This is a genomic window from Flagellimonas onchidii, from assembly GCF_004804315.1.
Classification (GTDB): domain Bacteria; phylum Bacteroidota; class Bacteroidia; order Flavobacteriales; family Flavobacteriaceae; genus Flagellimonas; species Flagellimonas onchidii.
Map to the genome: position 1 here is coordinate 303,913 of NZ_SRXX01000002.1, position 18,925 is coordinate 322,837.

Sequence of the window (18,925 nt, forward strand, 5' to 3'; positions counted from 1 at the left end):
ATAATACTATTCCTACTTGTATTAGGCTAATTATGTTAATTCATACTAAAATGAAAATGAATTACCTAGATTTTCATCTACCACAAAATCCAAGTCTATGCTTTGCGTTAAAAAATTGCTTGACCTTGCAATCACAAGCCACAAAAACATCCAGAGAAAACTTTCATAAAAGGTTTACTTACAACCAAAATGAACAAATGTATATCAAGAAAATAGTAACTTGATAAGATGGTACTCATTCTAAAGTATTTCATGCTCGCTTGTTTTTGCTTTGTCATTATCAGATTGATGGTGCCCTACATCGTCCTATTTGCGAGATTTATGTTCAATGAACCCTTCAAATGGGACAAGTATGTGGAAAAGCCCAGATTGGTCTTTTACGGAATTGGGTTACTATTGATGCATACAGGATATTATGAGGTCCTGGACTATTCCAATAATTTCGTTGGCTTCTTCTTTTTAACTGGCTGTTTTCTTTTTCTTAGTGGAATTTTCATGACCCAACTGACTTGGACAAAAAGGTTCAAAAGAGTGTTCATTCCCAAAATCAAGGAAAGATTAAAATCTTCTAAAAATTTCAACATTTCAATTAGCGAATCCCAACTGGCGAAACTTTACGATAATATGATTCGTTACGATATGGTCATCATTGATAAAACTTCTAAAGATGATTTTGTACGTTGCTTTTTAGAAGATTGGAAATCACATGATTCCAAAATCCATCTGAAACTAAAAAATCCAGCTTGTAAGGAGTTTTACGAACTGTTCAAGACGAATTTTCCCAAAAACAACCTACAGCTCGTTGATTTCATTAAAAATTCTGATGTACTTCGACGTGAGGACGGGCAACCCTATAAGTATGATACCGTAAGAAATGCCCTGACCAGAAACGGGGTCTCCAAGAGAAGTGACGAATTGGAATCCATATTTGCCCCATTTTCATAGAAATCCGCTTGCACTGATCCCTTTTTTGCTTGCATCACATGCAATGCAAGCCTTTCCTTTTGTTTCAAATACTAGTTTTCGGAAAGAATTCGATTAAAAAGTACAAAGGCCTTTGTCATTGTTTCACACTAAAAAATCTAGAATAATGGATTATTTAAAACTAGAGGAACGTCTTGAACGAATAGAACGTTTATTGTCCAGTAACAAAGAAGTATTGACATTCGAAGAAGCCTGTGAATATATGGGTGTGTCCCGAAGTTTTCTCTACAAACTTACTTCAAGAAGACAAATACCCCACTCAAAGCCCAATGGTAAAATGATATTCTTCGAAAAGAGGAAACTCAACCTTTGGCTATTACAAAACAAGAGAAAATCAAAAGCTGAGATTGAAGCAGAGGCACTGAGATTTAGTCTTAGAAATAAGAAGAATTGATAATGGATAGGGAGAGGAACAGGTGAACGAAATCAGCTTGAAATTGATGATTGAGTGAGAATTTCAAGATGTGTCATTGTCATGACAAATCTTGCTTTTGCTCCCGAAGGTCGCAAAAGAAAAAAAGGATTATGAAACGCGAATTTGTCCAGTTTAGGTGTTCGGTATATGAGAAGAAACTGCTTAAGATAAAGGCAAAGAAGTCAGGTCTTTCCATCAGTGAATATTGCCGGCGTTCAGCTTTTGATGATAGGATTATTGAACGATTGTCCGAAGACCAGATTGAAGCCTATAAACTATTAGTGCAGTACCAGAACAATTTTAAACGGATTGGTAATATGTTCCGAAAGCGAAATCCTAAACTGGCGGATGAGGTCATGCAATTGGCAAAAGAAATCAGGGAACACCTTTTAAATTTTAAGGTATGATCGGAATGGGAAAATCCATATCACATACTTCGGCATCCATGGCCTATGGACTTCGGGAGGAAAAAAAACCGGAGATCGTCCATAGCCAATATTTGGCCGGGTATACGCCAAAAGAGGTTACCCAAGAGTTCAGGACTATTCAGCAACAGAATCATCAATGCCAAAAGAATACCTTGAGTTTCGTACTGAGTCCGACCATCAAGGATGGGCAAGAAATGAAAAACAAACAGCTACAAGAAATCACAGAACGCTTTTTAAAACAAATGAAGCTACAAGAGAACCAGGCGATTGCCTTTGTACACAGAAATAGAAAGCATGTCCACATCCATCTCTATGTGAACCGAATCAATTTTCAAGGACAGGCCTATAAGGATAATTTCATAGGAAAACGGAGCCAACAAGCTGCGGAACGGGTGGCAAGGGAAATGGGACTGACCACAGTACGGGATATCCAGCAACAAAAACTGGATAAGGCAAATGATATGCGAATGGTTTTGAAAAGAATCCATGAGAAGGTAATCAAGGAGGTCAGGCCCAAGGACTTTGACCAATACATCAAAGCAATGGAAGCCTATCCAGTAAAGATCATCCCATCCATTAACAAACAGAACCAATTGCAGGGCTTTCGGTTTGAGTTCGCGGGACAGAATTTAAAAGGGAGCGAGGTACACCGTTCCATGTCCATGAACAAAATAGCCGAACAAATTGGTTTCAATAGAAAAGTGGTGGAGAAAGCTAAAGTTGATAATGCAATGAAACTGATGGGTAAAACGGTTAACCTCTCCCCTAACCTCGTAGCTAAAATTGCAAATAAAGTGATTAAATACACCATCAAAAAGAGCATAGATCTTGGGATGGGGATTTAAAAGAAATGAATTATGGCAAAACTGGATGAAATAGCGGAATTGTTGACAGAAGAACTGAAGAATTTTGAACACTCCGTCAATCGAATGGAAAAATTGAAAGAGTTTCTTATGGGGTACAAGGTTTCAGCGGACACCGCTGATATTGACTACCTTCTAAAAGGGTACAATGATACCCAGAAGAAAGTGGTTGAAGAACAGAACAAACTTTTGGCCAAGGTTATCTACCATACCAAGAAGTCCATTGCCTTTCCAAAATGGGCGGTAAAGTTGTTTTTGGGGTTTTTGGTGATTGTATTGCTAATTTTAGGATATGCCATATTCCAGATTTCGAGCATCACAAAAAAGGAGCAAACTGCTTTTTCGCGAGGTGAAAATAACGCAGTTAGGCACTTCGAACAATTTATGGAGGAAAACCCGGAGGCAGGTGCCCTTTATGAAGAATGGCGCAACCCCAAAGACAAAAAGTAGTTTGCGCCCTACGGAATTTCTTTTTACCCTCCTCCTGCGGGCTTCTCGCTTATCTTCCCGAACGCGAAAGAAATTCCACAGGAACCACGCGCAAAGGTTTTAGTAAGGATTTGGGACTGATTTATTTGAAAATCAATTATAGTTTCAATGAGTTATAATGATACATTTTATGGGAATCAATGTCTTCGTATATTGATTTCTCAATTTTGTTTTTCTTGGCAAAAGCTCTATAATTTCTATCCACCAAAATTTTACCTAAATAAAACTGAAATTCTGGATTGTCATTTTGGCCAACCCTATAATCCGGAAAAGCATATTCAACTTCACATATACCTTTTCCTTCGCTATGTGCGAACTCGTATTGAGCAGTTATGTATAATAACAATATGGAATCACGATATTTCTGTTCGGATATCAAAATATGTCGCCTTAATGATTTACCTCTAATATTCAAGTTCTCAATGTCTTTCATAAACGCTTTTGCATCCTCTGGTATTTCTTTATCAGGATCTGGAGAAACTGATATGTCCACGATTTTCTTGAATTTTAAAAATCCTATGTCGTCTAAAAACTTCATGAAAAAAGTAAAACGGTTGACATTGCCAAAATGTTGAAACATTATTCGTTCATATGAATCTTCCTTTTTGACAGAACCTTCAGCTTTGAAGTGCTTTTCCAGTTTATTGGCAACACTATCAACCAAATCCTGAGTACCTTGTGATGTATAGCTCTTTGTGCTGTGCAAATGTAAATGTCCATCTGATTTCAACTCAATAATAAGACTTCCCTCGTACTCTTTCTTTCTGTTATGAATCGATTTAATATCTGATTGTTCTTCAACGGTAAACTTTAACTCTATTTTGTCTTTTCTGTTATCCACAGGAGTAAACGAAGGTACCCCGATAAGCTTAAAGCCAGGTTCATAGGTATACTTCTCTTCTAAAATATTGTGCAAACTAAATTCATTTGGGATATGAGATAATAGATCATCACTTCCTTGCCAGGGTAGCTGTGTTGTACGATACTTTAATCGCTCAATTTTGAACTTTTGCATCTCACGGATAGTATCATATTCCTCAGGACTTAGTAAAGTACGCATCAATACTGGCACAGTATCTTCCTTTTCATATTTCGATAGAAATATACCTTTAGACTTTACAATAGTCTTTAAATTACCGTCAGTTAGTTCAGGTCTAACCAAGATTGTTCTAAGAATTTCTCCATTAGGTAGGAGAAAATCAAAATCCTTTTCCTCATTATTTATTTCTAAATCCATATCATCAAATATTTCTAAAATCTACCGATTGTCCTTCAATTGATATTTGCTCGGTAAACTGCTGATCCTCAAAATAAGATTTGACAGTCGAAACCATATCATCATGATTTTGGGAATTATAATCTGGAAAGGAAATCACAATTTTTCTTGCTGCCTGAACCTTATCAAAAGTTTTAGATAAGCTCATCACCTGAACCAAAGACTCTTCAGAAATGCCCTCTCTACAAGCTAAATGAAAAATTACCGAATTACCGACTTTATATCGCAATGGTAAAATATCATAAGCTAAAAACTCCATTGGTAATATCTTACCAATATTTTCATTGTGATTAGCTTTTAAGTTCAGTCCCGTAGAAGGATATACATAATCAAATTCACCGTCGCCAAGAGTTTTAACCGTTTCTAGTGTTTGAACAATAAACTGCAGTCTAGCATTATCGACAACAATGATTTTATCAAACTGGATTTGTAAAGATTCTAATTGAGATTTCGATAAGATTTCTAGAATGTTCTTTTCTTTAGAATCATTGCTATTTGATAACCAAAATAATACTCCAATAGTCCTTGTCTTTTTTACATTCCGAGCTTTTGCTTCAATATCAGATTTATGGTTTGAAAATTTGAAACATTCTAAACCAGTTGCTAAATCAATGAAGTGTTCCTTAAATTTAGAACGGGGATACTTCGGATAGGGATTTTTCATGTGTTTTACAGAAATATACCCTATTTCTAAGGTTTCCTCATCCAAAGGAGATTTGTAGTGTACCAGCCCATCGATTCCATGAGTCTGAGATTTATTACCTCTTAGTTCTCCATGGTTTTTAGAATCGAAACATTCGATAGAAAGTCCGTCTCTGTAATTTGGAAAACCAAAATATTGCTTGAACAAAGTTTCAACTATTTCCTCTCCTCTTTCTCCTATTTTTTTAGAAAGTTCCCCCATAATTATTGGTTCAGTAATTTAGATTATGCCCCCTTAGCATTTAAGGTTATAAGATTATTCTTAATTATTTAACAATCCAAAATTTTAAGTAAAAAATTCAAAATATTTTAATTTATGTAAAAAAATAACCAAATATGTAATTTTTATTTATCTTTGTTAGGTGCATATTATTTCATTTAAAAAGCTAGGAGATTATTTCTCAAAGGAAACGAATGCCAAAGTTGCCTTGCAAGATTGGTACAAGAGAACCAAAAAAGCGGAATGGGATAGTTTTGCGGATTTAAAAAACACCTTCAATTCGGCAGACAATGTTGGGAACAACAGATATGTATTCAATATTAAAGGGAACCATTACAGGATAGTTGCCATCGTGCTGTTCAAAATTAAAAGAGTGTATATACGGTGGGTGGGTAACCACAAAGATTATAGTAGATTAAAGAACATCGATAAATTGTAAAAGCTATGAACACAATTTCTCACAAACAATATGTAGAAGCTAATCTTCGCTTGGAAGAACTTCTTAAGGAGGTTGATAACAATACTCCTGAAGATTCTCCTTTATCAATAGAACTCATCGAAGTCAGTGATATTATCGAACAATATGAAGAAATCCATTTCCCCATGGGATTACCTACCCTACAGGAAATGATTGAACTTCGTATGTTTGAAATGGGTTTAAAAAGAAAGGACTTAGCTGCACTTTTAAATACCAGCGCGTCCAGAATTAGTGATTACTTAAACGGAAAGCGTGAAATCACTTTAAAAGTAGCTAAAGCTTTGCACCAAAAACTGAATATAGATAGCGATATTATATTGCAATAAAGGCTTCATGGAAAACAAAACACTACTAAAGGAAAACAAAGGTTTTCACCTATTTTCCACCTCAAACACCCCTAACCCACTATTTATGGGGATTGTAAAATATTGCATCGGGAAATAAAGACTTTTCCTATGTATGTAAGGTCAATTTTGATTAAAGCCACTTTCACGAATACCTTATCTTTGCCTTCCAAATTTTAATCATGTTCAGTTTTTTTCAAAAGAAAGCGTTTCTTGCAGACTATCTACACGGCTTGGTAGATATCCATAATCATATACTACCCGGAATTGATGATGGAGCTAAAACCGTTGATGAGTCTTTAGAATTGATTTGTGAATTCAGAGATTTAGGGGTTACTAATTTTATATGCACCCCTCATATCATGCACAATTATTATCCAAATACGCGCGAAACAATAACGGAATCGCACGCTCAACTGGTGTCTGAGTTGGAAAGACAAAATGTAGATGATGTGCGGGTAAACTTCTCTGCAGAACATATGATTGACGAGAACTTTGAGTCCATCTTATCCGATGGTAAGGTTATACCCCTGAAAACCGAATATTTGTTAGTGGAAATGTCTTACTTACAACCGTCCATCAGCTTTGAAAATGCTATTCGGCAAATAATTTCCAAAGCGCAATACTATCCTATCTTGGCCCACCCAGAAAGATACTCTTATTTCCACAACAGAAGCCGTATTTACGAATCTTTAAAACGGCAAGGAATATACTTTCAGCTTAATTTATTATCACTAGCACCTAACGTATATGGGAAATCTGTACAAAAATGCACCTATAAGCTCTTAGAAAAAGAAATGATAGATTTTATTGCTTCTGACGTCCATAACATTAGACAGCTCAGAGCCATAAAGGAAGTTCAGTTACCCAACTCGTTACTGAATCCTGTTCTCAAAGTGATTGAAAACACTATCCAAACCTTTTATTAGTTAGCCAAAGCTCCACCATTTTTTAACGGTTTTACCATAGCCGTATCCATATTTTCCTCCGTAGCCTAGGTTAGATTCTTTAACACCATTAACTATAAAAGATAAATTTTTCAGTTTTCCTTCTTTATTAAGCTTTAAAGGAAACTCAAGAACTTTTCGCTCCGTATTCTTGGATTTGGTTACATAAATCACATGATCCGTATACTTTTCCAAAATCAACGAATCGGTCACAGAAAGAAGCGGGGCAGAATCCACGATTACGTAGTCATACTTTTCCCTTAAGCCAGTAAACAATTCCTCCAATCTATCACTTAAAAGAAGCTCAGAGGGATTTGGCGGAATTTTACCTGAATATATAATGTCCATCGTAACATCATTAACATTAAAACGATGAATTAAATCCTTGGTTCTTAACTCATTTTTAAACAAATAGTCGGTAAGTCCATATTTAATTTGACTTTTGTCCGCAATCCCTTTGGATTTAATAAAATCAAAAACCTTAGGGTTTCTTATATCACCACCCAGTAATAGAACACGTTTTCCAGTGGAAGACAGAATCATTGATAAATTAGAGCTCAAAAATGTCTTTCCTTCACCTGATACGCTGGAGGTAACCATAACAACATTGCTCCCTCCCCTTTTTTTATCTGTTTTAAGAATATAGTCCAAATTAGTTCTTAATACCCTCAAAGACTCCGCAAACACGGACCTGTCATCCTTTTTAACCAATAATGGTTTATTTGCGCTTTTTACCTTTGGAATTTCGGCTAGTACTGCCAAATTCCCGCCAATTAACTTCTGCAAGGTGACCATATTGTCTACCTTATTATCCAATAAATCACCAACATAAATGATGGAAAATGGAATCATCAACCCAAGTATCAATGCGGCCAGATATGTTATTTTTCGTTTGGGTTCAACTGGGAAAGGACTTGCTAAATACGCATTATCGACAATTTTTGACTTGGGTGCCGCAGAGGCAAATGCAATTTGGGCCTCCTCTCTCTTCTGCAACAGGTAAACATATAGCGCTTCCGTTGTCTGTTGTTTCCTTGAGATATCCCTTAAAGCTCTTTCAGCGCCCGGCGCAGCATATATTCTCGAATTTATTTGGGACAACTGTTTACTTAAACTATTAACCCTAAGATTCAAGTTATTTGTAACATTGTTTAAACTAGATTGCATTCCCCTTTTTAAGCTCTCCAATTGTTGGTCCAATTTCACAATAACCGGGTTTTTTTCATTTGAGCTTTCCAACAATCTGTTACGCTGAGCCACCAACTCATTATAGCGGACGGCGGCATTATCAATACTCGCATCAGCAAGACCTACGTTAGGGATAATCTCATACCCGCCTTGCTCAGCCAGCATATTTTGCATAGACGATGCTATATTAAGCTGAATATTAGCATTTTGCAGTTCTGATTCGCTTGCTGCACTCTGCTGAAAGTTCACGCTGGATTGAGTTGCCAAATCGGCAATTCCTCTGCTTTCTTTAAAACTTTCTGCTGTTTCATCCACAGAAGATAGGTTGGTATATATATCTGCAATTCTTTCATTTATGAACTGACTGGTTCTATCTGCTATTGTTTTCTTGTCCAGCACTTCATTATCATTGTTTTGAGCTACTAAAGAGTTAAGGACATCGATACCTCTTTGTGGTATGGCATCCTTCAACCAGATATCCATGATTCGGGAAAATTCATCTATGGTCACAACCTCAACATTACTTCTGTAGATTTCTGCTACAAAAGGAACCGGATCAATGGTTACCATAATGTTTTTACCAATATAGTTCTTAAGAAATTTCTTCTCAGGTGTTATAATAATATCACCAATGATATCTGTATCTATATTGGTTCCAAATGTAATTTTCTTTTCGGCCACATCCTCTTCGACCGCATAGGTAAATTCATTTTCATCGAGAATCTTAATGTAAAAAGAGAATCGTCCTTTATTTTGAATCGAGTCTGCCGACAAAAAGTTTATTGCGATAGGGTAATTCGGATAGATTTCGGTATTTCTAACACTGCCCAATACCTCGTACGTAATATTCAATTTTAGTTTTTGTACAACCTTGATAAAATTGTCTCGTGATTTTAAAAGTTCAATTTCATCTGACATCTCTGTGTTTCCCTTTCCACTGAATACATTTAAATCTTGTAAAACACTTAATTCTGAAACAGAATTTTTCTCTTCAACAACTTGAATTTTAGCATTTAACTGATACTTGGGAGTTGAGTAGCGCAGTTTAACATATGCCAAGGCCAATGCGATAACGGCAGCAAGCACAAACCATAACCAATTCCTTAAATAAACATCGAGTATTTCTCGTAAATTTTGCCTTTTTTCCATCAAGAACAAACGTTTAATAAATATTTTGGTTAATGCTTAATTCCTAGTAAGTACGACTACAGTAGATGTTACAAGAAGGGAAATAATGGATATCGCAATAGAGGTTCTTTGATCCAAACTAGACTCTGTTTTCCCTGATTTGTTTGGTTCTACATACACCACATCATTCTGTGTTAAGTAATAAACCGGGGATTTCAGAGCATCTTTGTGGTTTAGGTTGATTCTATTATAGACCTTGGTACCATCAAAATCACGGATAACCATAACGTTATCTCTTCTACCCTTAATATTTATATCTCCCGCAAATCCCAAGGCTTCCATAATGGTAATCTGCTCTCCATTAATAGGGTATGTTCCTGGACGGTTTACCGCACCTAAAACGGTGACCGTAAAATTTCTTATTCTTATGTTTATTATCGGATTTTTTAAATAGTCCGCTAGTTTCTCCCGAAGTAATTCTCGTGTCTCTCCAGGTGAAAGTCCTACTATTTTTATTTTTCCAATTACCGGAAAATCGATTTCTCCGTTCTTATCCACAAGATAGTTTACCTGCTCTGGACGTATTCCGCCTTCTTCAGCCGCTCCTCTATACAGATTAAAGGGTGCACTGGCTTCGGGATCAAGAGTAGATATGTTAATACTTATTAAATCATCAACTTTGAACTTTGTGTTCGCAGTGTTATCATTAACTAAAGTCTCAAACTGACTTGCGTCTTGAAAATAAACTACATCTTTTGTAGCAGTGCATGAAGTAATCAAGCATGTTATGATTGCAAAACATGCAAATTTCAAATTGTTTTTCATAAGAAAACGTGTATTAACTGTTGAGTTGTGGTATTTCAGGTTTTGAATGACTTTTTGATCCAACTTTTTTGTTATCGTCCAATTTACAAAAATCGGAGTTGTTAGAGATGTATTCAGGAACAATACTTTTCATTAATTGTACTACATTTTCTTTTAAAAAGAGGTTTGAAATACAGAGTTCATCGATCATTGTTCTAGTATTGGTATAATCTATATCCTTAACCTTGCTGATCATTATTTTATCATGATATGTTGGCAAGGTATTCTCACCATTCGCCAATAGTTCCTCATATAACTTTTCTCCTGGTCTAAGCCCTGTAATCTTAATATCTATTTCATCTGGGTAATGAAGTCCAGAAAGTCTTATCATATTCTTGGCCAGGTCCATGATCTTAACCGATTCGCCCATATCAAAAATAAATATCTCTCCTCCCTTACCCATTGCTCCAGCTTCCAACACCAATTGGGAAGCTTCAGGTATGGTCATGAAATACCTAGTAATATCCTTGTGTGTCACGGTAAGTGGTCCTCCTTTTTCAATCTGCTTTCTAAACAAAGGTATGACCGACCCATTTGAGCCCAATACATTACCAAATCGGGTAGTAACAAATTTAGTCCTCCCATCTTGTTGTCTACAACTAATGTACATCTCGGCAATTCTTTTGGAAGCCCCCATTATGTTGGTAGGGTTAACCGCCTTATCCGTAGAAACAAACACGAATTTTTCGACATCGAAATCCACAGCCAAATCAGTAATGGTTTTGGTGCCAGCAACATTTATTTTAACCGCTTCATAGGGGTTTTGTTCCATGAGTGGAACATGTTTATATGCCGCCGCGTGAAAAATCCTATTGGGTTTGTATTCTTCAAACAAGATTCGCATCTTATTTTTATCCCTGATATCACCAACAATAGGAATAAAGTTGTAAAAACCAGCTTGTTTTAGCTCTTGTTGTAAATCGTAAAGTGCCGATTCCGCCTGATCAATAACTACCAAGGATCTATAATTGTACTTACAAATCTGACGAACCAATTCACTTCCAATTGAACCAGCGCCTCCAGTTACCATAATGACCTTATCGTCAAAGTCTTTAGTAATCTTGCTGTTTTTTATCTGGATTGGTGGCCTATCCAACAAATCTTCGATTTGTACTCTCTTAATCTGAGAAACCTTTAACTCTCCATTGATCCAATCTTCAACAGGCGGTACTATTTTTACATTTACCGGAAGATCCACTATCTCATTTACCAAGGTTCTTAGCTGCTTGGGGTGAATGCTCTGGATTGAAAAAATCACCTCGGAAATGTTATTGAATTTAACAAACTCCTCCGTTAAGACCTTTTTATCGTATACTTTAACTCCATTAATCTGTTTACCAACCTTTTGAAGATTATTATCAACAAACCCAACCACTTTTACTTTCATCTTGGAATGATTGGTTAATGTGTTATAAGTAATTATTCCAGACTCGCCCGCTCCGTAAACAACTATGTTTTTAGCTGGGGCTTCATTACTATTTATTAAGCTTTCATATGCAATTTTAAATATGTATCTAGATGCGGTAAGTGCTAGAAATGTAAGTAAGCTATTATAAATTATTATAGATAATGGTATTGTAAAATTATCTATATACCCTCCGTATCTGTTTAACATAACCAGAACAATTGCCCCAATACTTGCCAAACAAACAGCATTGAAAATTGCATATACATCCTTCATCCCAGTATGCCTGACAACTCCTTTGTAGCTCCCTGAAACTAAAAATGCTCCTAAAAACAATAAGGTCACAACAGGAAGTTGAACCCACAGTCTTTGGACATCGAAATCAAAGCTAAGGTTAAACCTAATGAAGTATGCCAAAACAAAAGAAACAGAGACAATACCCAAATCAATGAGTAAAACCGTCCATTTAGAAGCATAGTGCCTATTGTTGTCAAAAAGGTACTTCTTTATCATTTATGTAGGTTTTTAATGATATCGCAAATTCTTTCTAAATCTTCTTGAATCATACTAGAACCGCTAGGCAAGCACAAGCCTCTGTTAAATAGGTCTTCGCTTACCCCATTGGCATAGTGCGTTCCACCTTCAAATATTGGTTGTAAATGCATTGGTTTCCATAATGGTCTCGACTCAATATTCTCTTCTTCCAAAGCTATTCTGATTCTTTCCCTGAATTCAAAAGATGGTGTCAAAATGCAAGTAAGCCATCTATTGGAGTAGCTGCCTTTCGGCTCATCGATAAATTCTATTTCAGAAATTCCAGCAAGATTTTCTTTGTAGAAAGAAAAATTATTTCTGCGTGCAAGGACCCTCTTAGGAAGAACTTCCATCTGTCCCCTACCTATTCCCGCAAGAACATTACTCATTCGATAATTATAGCCAATATTGGAGTGCTGGTAGTGCGGCGCATTATCTCTGGCCTGGGTTGCCAAAAAAATCGCCCGTTCTTTCAAGGATTCATCCCTAGTCAATAAAGCTCCACCACCAGAGGTAGTAATGATTTTATTTCCATTGAAGGACAAAATTGCCAATTCTCCAAAACTTCCACATTTTTGACCATTATAAATACTTCCCAAGGCTTCTGCGCTATCTTCTATAACAGGAATATCATATTTTTCAGAAATTGCTCTAATCTCGTTTACCTTATACGGCATGCCATATAAATGCACCGCTATAATGGCTTTGGGTTTTTTCCCCTTTGCCAACCTGTCTTTTATAGCTTCTTCTAAAAGATCTGGTGAAATATTCCATGTTTCTCTTTCGCTATCAACAAATACGGGAGAGGCCCCCAAATAAGTAATTGGGTTAGCGGATGCAGCAAACGTAAAGCTTTGGCAAATTACTTCGTCACCTTGACTAACCCCAAGGAGCTCAAGTGCCAAATGTATGGCAGCTGTCCCTGAGCTCAAGCAAGCCGTATGAATATCATTTTTAATGTAGTCTTCAATTGCCCTTTCAAAATTTTGAACATTTGGTCCCAAGGGAGCAATCCAATTGGTATCGAAGGCTTCTTTTACATAAACCTCCTCATTCCCGCCCATATGTGGAGGTGATAACCAAATTTTCTTTAATACAGCGATTTCCATTTCAGTTTTGGGTTGATAAAAGCAGGTGAGAATTTTGTTCCTCAATGGTAAAAGTAACGGTAAAATTGAGCTCTCGAATGATTTTGAATTACTATTCGCCAAAGACGAAAGAATTATCGATTAAGTGTTTAAATGAAAAAATAATGGAACAAATATCTATCTCTTACCAAACTTTCAAATTCTTACATTAGGCTGCTGAACCCCCTTAAATTCAAGAAGCTGGCCTCAAAAAAAGTAGAATAATCGTTGCTTTCTTATAAAACCATAGTGATATATTTAATGCAATTACTATAGTCTTTTAAAACAATCTCTATAGAATTTCACAATGAAGGAACTTCAATTTTGAAAATCGTAAAAAATGAAAAGCATGATTATCGAAACTTTTAATTGCATTGGTAATTTATACGGGAAAATTTTCTGTGGACTTTTTCCTCAAAGTGATCAATTTTGAACTTAATCGATTTTTTTCGGCAGATAAACACTTCTCCTTGCATTTACCTCTTTTTTTTGAACATCTTTGCATCCAAAATGAGACTATTTTTGTATTAAACAAATCATACTACGTTGACTTCATCTAACACTTTCGAAACATTCGTTAAAATCAATCACCAATTATACCAAAATACAATATGAAAATTCTGGTAACAGGTGCCGCTGGTTTTATTGGATTCCATGTATCTAAAAAATTAATCCATCTCGGACATCAAATTATTGGGCTGGACAACATCAATGATTATTATGATCCTGCTTTGAAGTATAGACGGCTTCATGAGCTCGGAATTGGAAAAGAAGAGGCTTCACAAGACGGAATACTTGTGCGCAGCTCAAAAAACCCATCATTTCAATTTATAAAAATGGATCTTGCTGACAGTAAGAACTTATCTGATCTGTTCCAAAATGAGAAATTCGATGTAGTTTGTAATCTGGCTGCCCAAGCAGGTGTTCGATATAGCTTGGAAAACCCTAAGGCTTATGTAGATAGCAATGTAGTTGGCTTTTTAAATATCCTTGAAGGCTGTCGCCATAACAATATAAAGCATTTGGTATATGCCAGTAGCTCCAGTGTCTATGGGTTAAATTCAAAAATTCCCTTTTCCACCTCGGACAGGACGGATTCTCCAATCAGTTTGTATGCTGCCACCAAAAAGAGTAATGAACTCATGGCACATACGTATACTCATTTATACGGCTTTAAAACGACTGGCTTAAGATTTTTTACAGTTTATGGACCTTGGGGAAGACCCGATATGGCGATTTACTTGTTTACCGATGCAATTGCCAATGACCGTCCAATAAAAGTATTCAATCATGGAAAAATGGAACGTGACTTCACTTATATCGATGATATTGTTGAAGGCGTGGTTCGAATAGTAACAGGTACTTCTGCGGATAAATCATGTAAGCTATACAATATTGGAAATAATAAATCCGAAAAGTTGCTTGATTTTATTGAAGAAATTGAAAAAAACCTTGGAAAAAAGGCAGAAAAAAACATGATGGCGATACAACCTGGTGATGTGGAAAAAACTTGGGCCAATGTGAATGCCCTAGAGTCAGATTACAAATACAAACCGGCAACAACGATTCAAGATGGCATCCAGGCTTTTGTTGATTGGTATAAAAGTTATCACAGCTAATTTACTTTTTTTGGCTATTCCAAAAAGTAACCAGAGTGAAGATTAAGCTCAAAAAAGAAAATATATAATTCTTGATAGAAAATCAATTTAAATAATATAGATAAATGAAACTTACTATTGTAGGAACAGGCTATGTTGGTCTAGTAACTGGTACATGCTTTGCCGAAATGGGCAACACAGTTACTTGTGTGGATATTGATGAACAAAAGATAGAAAATTTAAAAAAAGGAATAATCCCTATTTACGAACCAGGATTGGAATCCATGGTATTGCGTAACGTAAACAACGGTACCTTACATTTTAGCACAAGCCTTAAAAACTGTTTGGAAGGAACTGATATGGCTTTCATTGCCGTGGGTACTCCAATGGGTGAAGATGGTTCTGCTGACTTGCAATATGTTTTAAAAGTTGCTGAAACCATTGGTCATCACATGACCTCACCGCTGATTGTGGTAGACAAATCTACCGTACCCGTGGGTACGGCCGATAAGGTTAAAGAAACAATTGCCAAGGAACTGGAAAAGCGTGACGAAAAAATTCCTTTCCATGTAGTTTCCAATCCGGAGTTTTTGAAGGAGGGGGATGCCATTGCCGACTTCCTAAAACCAGATAGAGTGGTCGTAGGTACGGACGATAATGAGACAGCTGAGAAAATGCGCCAACTCTATGCCCCTTTTTTTAGAAGCAGTATGAACCGTATGTTGGTTATGGATATACGTTCGGCCGAAATGACCAAGTATGTAGCAAACGCCATGCTCGCAACCAAAATTTCGTTTATGAATGAAGTTGCTAACATTTGTGAATTAGTTGGAGCTGACGTAAACAAAGTTCGAGTTGGAATAGGGTCGGACAGTCGTATAGGATATAGTTTTATCTACCCTGGAAGTGGATATGGTGGATCTTGCTTTCCTAAAGATGTAAAAGCCTTAAAGAAAACTGCCGAAAAAGCTGGCTATAAAGCAGAGCTTCTTAACGCAGTGGAAGATGTAAACGATCGACAAAAATTGGTAGTCGCAAATAAGGTCATTGAACGTTTTGGGAGTGATTTATCAGGAAAGACATTTGCTATCTGGGGGCTTTCCTTTAAGCCTGGAACCGATGATATGCGCGAAGCTCCAGCAATATACATTATCAAAAAGCTGGTTTCCCTTGGAGCAAAAATCCAAGCTTATGACCCAAAAGCAATACATGAGGCCAAAGAATTCTATTTGAAGGACATTGCCAATGTGGAATATGTTTCCTCCAAGTATGAAGCATTGAACAATGCCGATGCCATGCTGCTTCTAACAGAGTGGAAGGAGTTTCGTTCACCAGATTTTGGCGAAATCAAGACAAAATTGAAGCATCCCATCATTTTTGATGGCCGAAACCAGTATAATGATGATCGCTTGATGGAAATGGAGATCGAGTATCATCAAATTGGAAAAAAAGCATAGGTATTTCAATTTGAAATTTTATTTTAAAATTTTTTTGGCCAGGTAAATCCTGGCCTTTTTTTATCTCCATATTTACCGGTCAACTCACTCAAGATTAAAATAATTATCCTTCTTGCGTAAGTGGTAAAGCGATTATATCTACACGACATTCCAAATTGTTTATCCCATTCTTCAAGTATTTTCCTTCAATTTAGGTTTGTAGACATTCCTTAAGGTGATGATTATCACCCCCCTATCATCATGTTATCAAAAATCTTTTACACCAGCCTCATGCATTATCATAACCATCATTAATTTGGGCTATCATTAAATTGCCCATTGTGTCTTTAATTTTTTTTCAAATTATTTTTTTGGCAAGTTTTTCAAGAATCGATAAAATCCAACATCTTATTACTAGAGAAATTGGAGTTTACTTATCTAAAGAAGACAAATCTGTCATAAGGCCCTAAGACATATCCCAAAGTTCATGTCTTCTTCAAAAAAATGTACTGCGGTCATTTACAATATGTTAAAAATTAATGTATTTCATCGATTAATTTGTTTTTGTAAATCCATGATTTGATCGGTAACGTATGTGAAAAGTAAAAAAAAGCGCAGTTCATCGAAAAAATTGTCTTTTCATCGGCTTTACCCCTTTTAATGAATATTTTTATGCCCCAAAACGAAACCTATAAATTTGCTATGTTAGTAAAGTCCCCACAACTATCAAACATGCTATTTTTTGTAATTGCATTCCTTCTCACTTCATCGTGCAATAAAGATTCGGACTTATTTTATGAAACCGTAAGTAAAGATATTGCCGCAAACTTTGATGCCCGGGACGACAATTACGAAACTGAGGTCAATACCTCAATACAGATGAGTGTTTTAAGCAATGATAACTTTGAAAATGAAGAAGTAACCATTGCCAGTACAACAAACCCAACACTAGGTACCGTAATAATCAACACGGATAATACGTTAACATACACACCTAATCCTAACAAAACAGGTAATGACTCATTTACCTATACTACCGAAGTAGTATTTGACGAAGGAACAGTGGTCAACGAAACGGCCAAAATAAACATTTCCATTAGTAACAATAATACCTCCGCAGAAGAGGAAGAAGAGGATAAGCTCAACGAGCCAGATACTGAACTCAAGGCATTCCCTTCAGCTTTGGGCGGTGGTAGATATGCCACTGGTGGTCGAGGTGGTTCTATTTATTTTGTGACCAACTTAAATGATAGTGGTTCCGGAAGTCTTCGCGAAGGTCTGTCATCTGGTAACCGTACAATAATTTTTAGGGTTGGGGGAACAATCGAGCTAAACAGCAACATAAATGTTCACTCTAGTAACATTACAATTGCTGGGGAAACAGCTCCCGGAGATGGAATAGCTTTGCATGGCGCTGGTTTTTACCTTTTAGGAGAGAATTATATTATTCGGCATATAAGATTTAGAGGAGGTGATAGCCTTACTGCTGATAACGATACATTTAGAATTCAAAGCCAGTCAAATGTCGGTAATTGGGAAAACTACATCATTGACCATTGTTCAATTAGCTGGAGTAAAGATGAGAATTTATCCATCGAAACCGGACGTAATGGAGATGTGTCCGTAAGTAATGTAACAGTACAAAATACAATCATAAGTGAAGGTTTTAACGGAAAGAATATGATTCTTTGGGGACGGAACATTACCAATGTTTCCGTTATACAGAACTACTTTGCAAATACGGCCGAACGGAGCATTGAATCAACAGTGGCCCAGAACGTGACCTTTGAAATGGAGAACAATGTTGTTTATGGCTATTCAGCCGCTATGCGTATGGTTGTACAGAACCATGCGGATGTTGTCGGAAACCTTTTCTATGATGGATGGGCAAACCAGTATTTGGAATCCATAAGAATGGAGGATTGCAATTCGGGTAATTGTCCCTCCAATGGCATTACAAGTGCCACTGGTACTCTGCTGTATCATAATGATAATGTTTATAATGGTGGAGCTGCCACAGTCCATACAAGGTTCAAAAATTATCTATCAAGCTCTCATATCTTGGACAACGATTATACATTGCTTGCATCTTCTCGGGTGGAATCCACTGTTATGTCGAATGTAGGCGCTCGTGCTAGTATTAGTGGGGTCGATGACCTTGACCAACATATGCTTGATGATTACGACAATGGCAACACGGGCGGTTTTGTTTCCAATGAGTCCCAGACAACAGGTTTACCTTTCTTGTCAGGAGGAAATACTTATATTGATTCGGACAATGATGGAATTGAAGATAGTTGGGAGAGTAATATTAACGGAACAGTGGGTTCACAAGATCACAATGGGGATCACGACCGCGATGGTTATACCAATTTAGAGGAATATCTGCATTACAGAGCCAACGAGTAATAATCAGATGACTTACAAAATTATTGAAAGAAGGGGAGCAAAATTTTGCTCCCCTTCTTTTTTTGCAATTTGTCAAAAGACGGACTATTT

The 18,925-nt window shown here is 36.5% G+C and carries 17 protein-coding genes; 11 read left to right on the forward strand and 6 right to left on the reverse strand.

Features of this window, described 5'->3' with window-relative positions; translation table 11 throughout:
- Positions 1 to 321 precede the first annotated feature (321 nt).
- The 5 genes from E4661_RS03435 to E4661_RS03455 all read left to right on the forward strand — a co-directional run bounded on the left by E4661_RS03435 (position 322) and on the right by E4661_RS03455 (position 3,140).
- Entirely contained in the window at positions 322 to 945 is a 624-nt protein-coding gene (locus E4661_RS03435) for a hypothetical protein (protein WP_136465416.1), read from the forward strand.
- 145 nt (positions 946 to 1,090) lie between these two features.
- Positions 1,091 to 1,378, forward strand: coding sequence for a helix-turn-helix domain-containing protein (locus tag E4661_RS03440; RefSeq protein ID WP_136465417.1), 288 nt, complete (start codon positions 1,091 to 1,093; stop codon positions 1,376 to 1,378).
- 131 nt (positions 1,379 to 1,509) lie between these two features.
- Positions 1,510 to 1,806, forward strand: a complete 297-nt coding sequence (gene mbpA / locus E4661_RS03445; protein WP_136465418.1) for a mobilization protein MbpA — start codon at positions 1,510 to 1,512, stop codon at positions 1,804 to 1,806.
- Between the two features lie 5 nt (positions 1,807 to 1,811).
- Entirely contained in the window at positions 1,812 to 2,672 is an 861-nt protein-coding gene (locus E4661_RS03450) for a relaxase/mobilization nuclease domain-containing protein (RefSeq protein ID WP_240751401.1), read from the forward strand.
- Positions 2,673 to 2,684: 12 nt separating this feature from the next.
- Entirely contained in the window at positions 2,685 to 3,140 is a 456-nt protein-coding gene (locus tag E4661_RS03455; protein WP_136465420.1) for a DUF6730 family protein, read from the forward strand.
- 136 nt (positions 3,141 to 3,276) lie between these two features.
- Here the strand turns inward: E4661_RS03455 and gapS4b are convergent, their stop codons facing one another.
- Both gapS4b and gapS4a read right to left on the reverse strand, forming a co-directional pair.
- On the reverse strand, positions 3,277 to 4,416 hold the full coding sequence (gene gapS4b, locus E4661_RS03460) for a GapS4b family protein (RefSeq protein ID WP_136465421.1): 1,140 nt from the start codon (positions 4,414 to 4,416) through the stop codon (positions 3,277 to 3,279).
- Between the two features lie 4 nt (positions 4,417 to 4,420).
- Positions 4,421 to 5,359, reverse strand: coding sequence for a GapS4a family protein (gene gapS4a, locus E4661_RS03465; protein ID WP_136465422.1), 939 nt, complete (start codon positions 5,357 to 5,359; stop codon positions 4,421 to 4,423).
- Positions 5,360 to 5,519: 160 nt separating this feature from the next.
- Here gapS4a and E4661_RS03470 point away from each other — a divergent pair, with 160 nt between their 5' ends.
- The 3 genes from E4661_RS03470 to E4661_RS03480 all read left to right on the forward strand — a co-directional run bounded on the left by E4661_RS03470 (position 5,520) and on the right by E4661_RS03480 (position 7,128).
- Positions 5,520 to 5,816, forward strand: coding sequence for a type II toxin-antitoxin system HigB family toxin (locus tag E4661_RS03470; RefSeq protein ID WP_136465423.1), 297 nt, complete (start codon positions 5,520 to 5,522; stop codon positions 5,814 to 5,816).
- 5 nt (positions 5,817 to 5,821) lie between these two features.
- The gene (locus E4661_RS03475; RefSeq protein ID WP_136465424.1) at positions 5,822 to 6,181 is read left to right on the forward strand and encodes a helix-turn-helix domain-containing protein; all 360 of its coding nucleotides are present in this window, start codon (positions 5,822 to 5,824) and stop codon (positions 6,179 to 6,181) included.
- 200 nt (positions 6,182 to 6,381) lie between these two features.
- On the forward strand, positions 6,382 to 7,128 hold the full coding sequence (locus E4661_RS03480) for a tyrosine-protein phosphatase (RefSeq protein ID WP_136465425.1): 747 nt from the start codon (positions 6,382 to 6,384) through the stop codon (positions 7,126 to 7,128).
- Here E4661_RS03480 and E4661_RS03485 read toward each other — a convergent pair whose 3' ends face one another.
- Genes E4661_RS03485 through E4661_RS03500 form a run of 4 tightly spaced genes read right to left on the reverse strand, consistent with a single transcriptional unit; the run spans position 7,129 to position 13,374 of the window.
- Positions 7,129 to 9,483, reverse strand: coding sequence for a GumC family protein (locus E4661_RS03485; protein ID WP_136465426.1), 2,355 nt, complete (start codon positions 9,481 to 9,483; stop codon positions 7,129 to 7,131).
- Between the two features lie 36 nt (positions 9,484 to 9,519).
- On the reverse strand, positions 9,520 to 10,287 hold the full coding sequence (locus E4661_RS03490) for a polysaccharide biosynthesis/export family protein (protein ID WP_136465427.1): 768 nt from the start codon (positions 10,285 to 10,287) through the stop codon (positions 9,520 to 9,522).
- A gap of 13 nt (positions 10,288 to 10,300) precedes the next feature.
- Entirely contained in the window at positions 10,301 to 12,244 is a 1,944-nt protein-coding gene (locus tag E4661_RS03495; protein ID WP_136465428.1) for a polysaccharide biosynthesis protein, read from the reverse strand.
- Positions 12,241 to 13,374: a DegT/DnrJ/EryC1/StrS family aminotransferase gene (locus E4661_RS03500; protein WP_136465429.1), complete on the reverse strand. Its 1,134-nt coding sequence runs from the start codon at positions 13,372 to 13,374 to the stop codon at positions 12,241 to 12,243. Before E4661_RS03500 ends, E4661_RS03495 begins: the two co-directional genes overlap by 4 nt.
- Before the next feature lie 629 nt (positions 13,375 to 14,003).
- Here E4661_RS03500 and E4661_RS03505 point away from each other — a divergent pair.
- The 3 genes from E4661_RS03505 (at position 14,004) to E4661_RS03515 (ending at position 18,835) form a co-directional block, all read left to right on the forward strand.
- Positions 14,004 to 15,011 (forward strand): NAD-dependent epimerase, encoded by a 1,008-nt coding sequence (locus E4661_RS03505; protein WP_136465430.1) that lies wholly within the window; start codon positions 14,004 to 14,006, stop codon positions 15,009 to 15,011.
- A gap of 104 nt (positions 15,012 to 15,115) precedes the next feature.
- Positions 15,116 to 16,447 carry a UDP-glucose dehydrogenase family protein gene (locus E4661_RS03510; RefSeq protein ID WP_136465431.1) on the forward strand — a complete coding sequence of 444 codons (1,332 nt, stop codon included), beginning with the start codon at positions 15,116 to 15,118 and terminating at the stop codon, positions 16,445 to 16,447.
- Between the two features lie 711 nt (positions 16,448 to 17,158).
- Positions 17,159 to 18,835 carry an Ig-like domain-containing protein gene (locus tag E4661_RS03515; RefSeq protein ID WP_136465432.1) on the forward strand — a complete coding sequence of 559 codons (1,677 nt, stop codon included), beginning with the start codon at positions 17,159 to 17,161 and terminating at the stop codon, positions 18,833 to 18,835.
- The last annotated feature ends 90 nt before the right edge of the window (positions 18,836 to 18,925 follow it).

Bases quoted from the DNA above. Each gene is read 5' to 3' on its own strand.
- E4661_RS03435 (WP_136465416.1), top strand. From the start codon at position 322: ATGTTCAATGAACCCTTCAAATGGGACAAGTATGTGGAAAAGCCCAGA.
- E4661_RS03440 (WP_136465417.1), top strand. From the start codon at position 1,091: ATGGATTATTTAAAACTAGAGGAACGTCTTGAACGAATAGAACGTTTA.
- mbpA (WP_136465418.1), top strand. From the start codon at position 1,510: ATGAAACGCGAATTTGTCCAGTTTAGGTGTTCGGTATATGAGAAGAAA.
- E4661_RS03450 (WP_240751401.1), top strand. From the start codon at position 1,812: ATGGGAAAATCCATATCACATACTTCGGCATCCATGGCCTATGGACTT.
- E4661_RS03455 (WP_136465420.1), top strand. From the start codon at position 2,685: ATGGCAAAACTGGATGAAATAGCGGAATTGTTGACAGAAGAACTGAAG.
- gapS4b (WP_136465421.1), bottom strand. From the start codon at position 4,416: ATGGATTTAGAAATAAATAATGAGGAAAAGGATTTTGATTTTCTCCTA.
- gapS4a (WP_136465422.1), bottom strand. From the start codon at position 5,359: ATGGGGGAACTTTCTAAAAAAATAGGAGAAAGAGGAGAGGAAATAGTT.
- E4661_RS03475 (WP_136465424.1), top strand. From the start codon at position 5,822: ATGAACACAATTTCTCACAAACAATATGTAGAAGCTAATCTTCGCTTG.
- E4661_RS03480 (WP_136465425.1), top strand. From the start codon at position 6,382: ATGTTCAGTTTTTTTCAAAAGAAAGCGTTTCTTGCAGACTATCTACAC.
- E4661_RS03485 (WP_136465426.1), bottom strand. From the start codon at position 9,483: ATGGAAAAAAGGCAAAATTTACGAGAAATACTCGATGTTTATTTAAGG.
- E4661_RS03490 (WP_136465427.1), bottom strand. From the start codon at position 10,287: ATGAAAAACAATTTGAAATTTGCATGTTTTGCAATCATAACATGCTTG.
- E4661_RS03495 (WP_136465428.1), bottom strand. From the start codon at position 12,244: ATGATAAAGAAGTACCTTTTTGACAACAATAGGCACTATGCTTCTAAA.
- E4661_RS03500 (WP_136465429.1), bottom strand. From the start codon at position 13,374: ATGGAAATCGCTGTATTAAAGAAAATTTGGTTATCACCTCCACATATG.
- E4661_RS03505 (WP_136465430.1), top strand. From the start codon at position 14,004: ATGAAAATTCTGGTAACAGGTGCCGCTGGTTTTATTGGATTCCATGTA.
- E4661_RS03510 (WP_136465431.1), top strand. From the start codon at position 15,116: ATGAAACTTACTATTGTAGGAACAGGCTATGTTGGTCTAGTAACTGGT.
- E4661_RS03515 (WP_136465432.1), top strand. From the start codon at position 17,159: ATGCTATTTTTTGTAATTGCATTCCTTCTCACTTCATCGTGCAATAAA.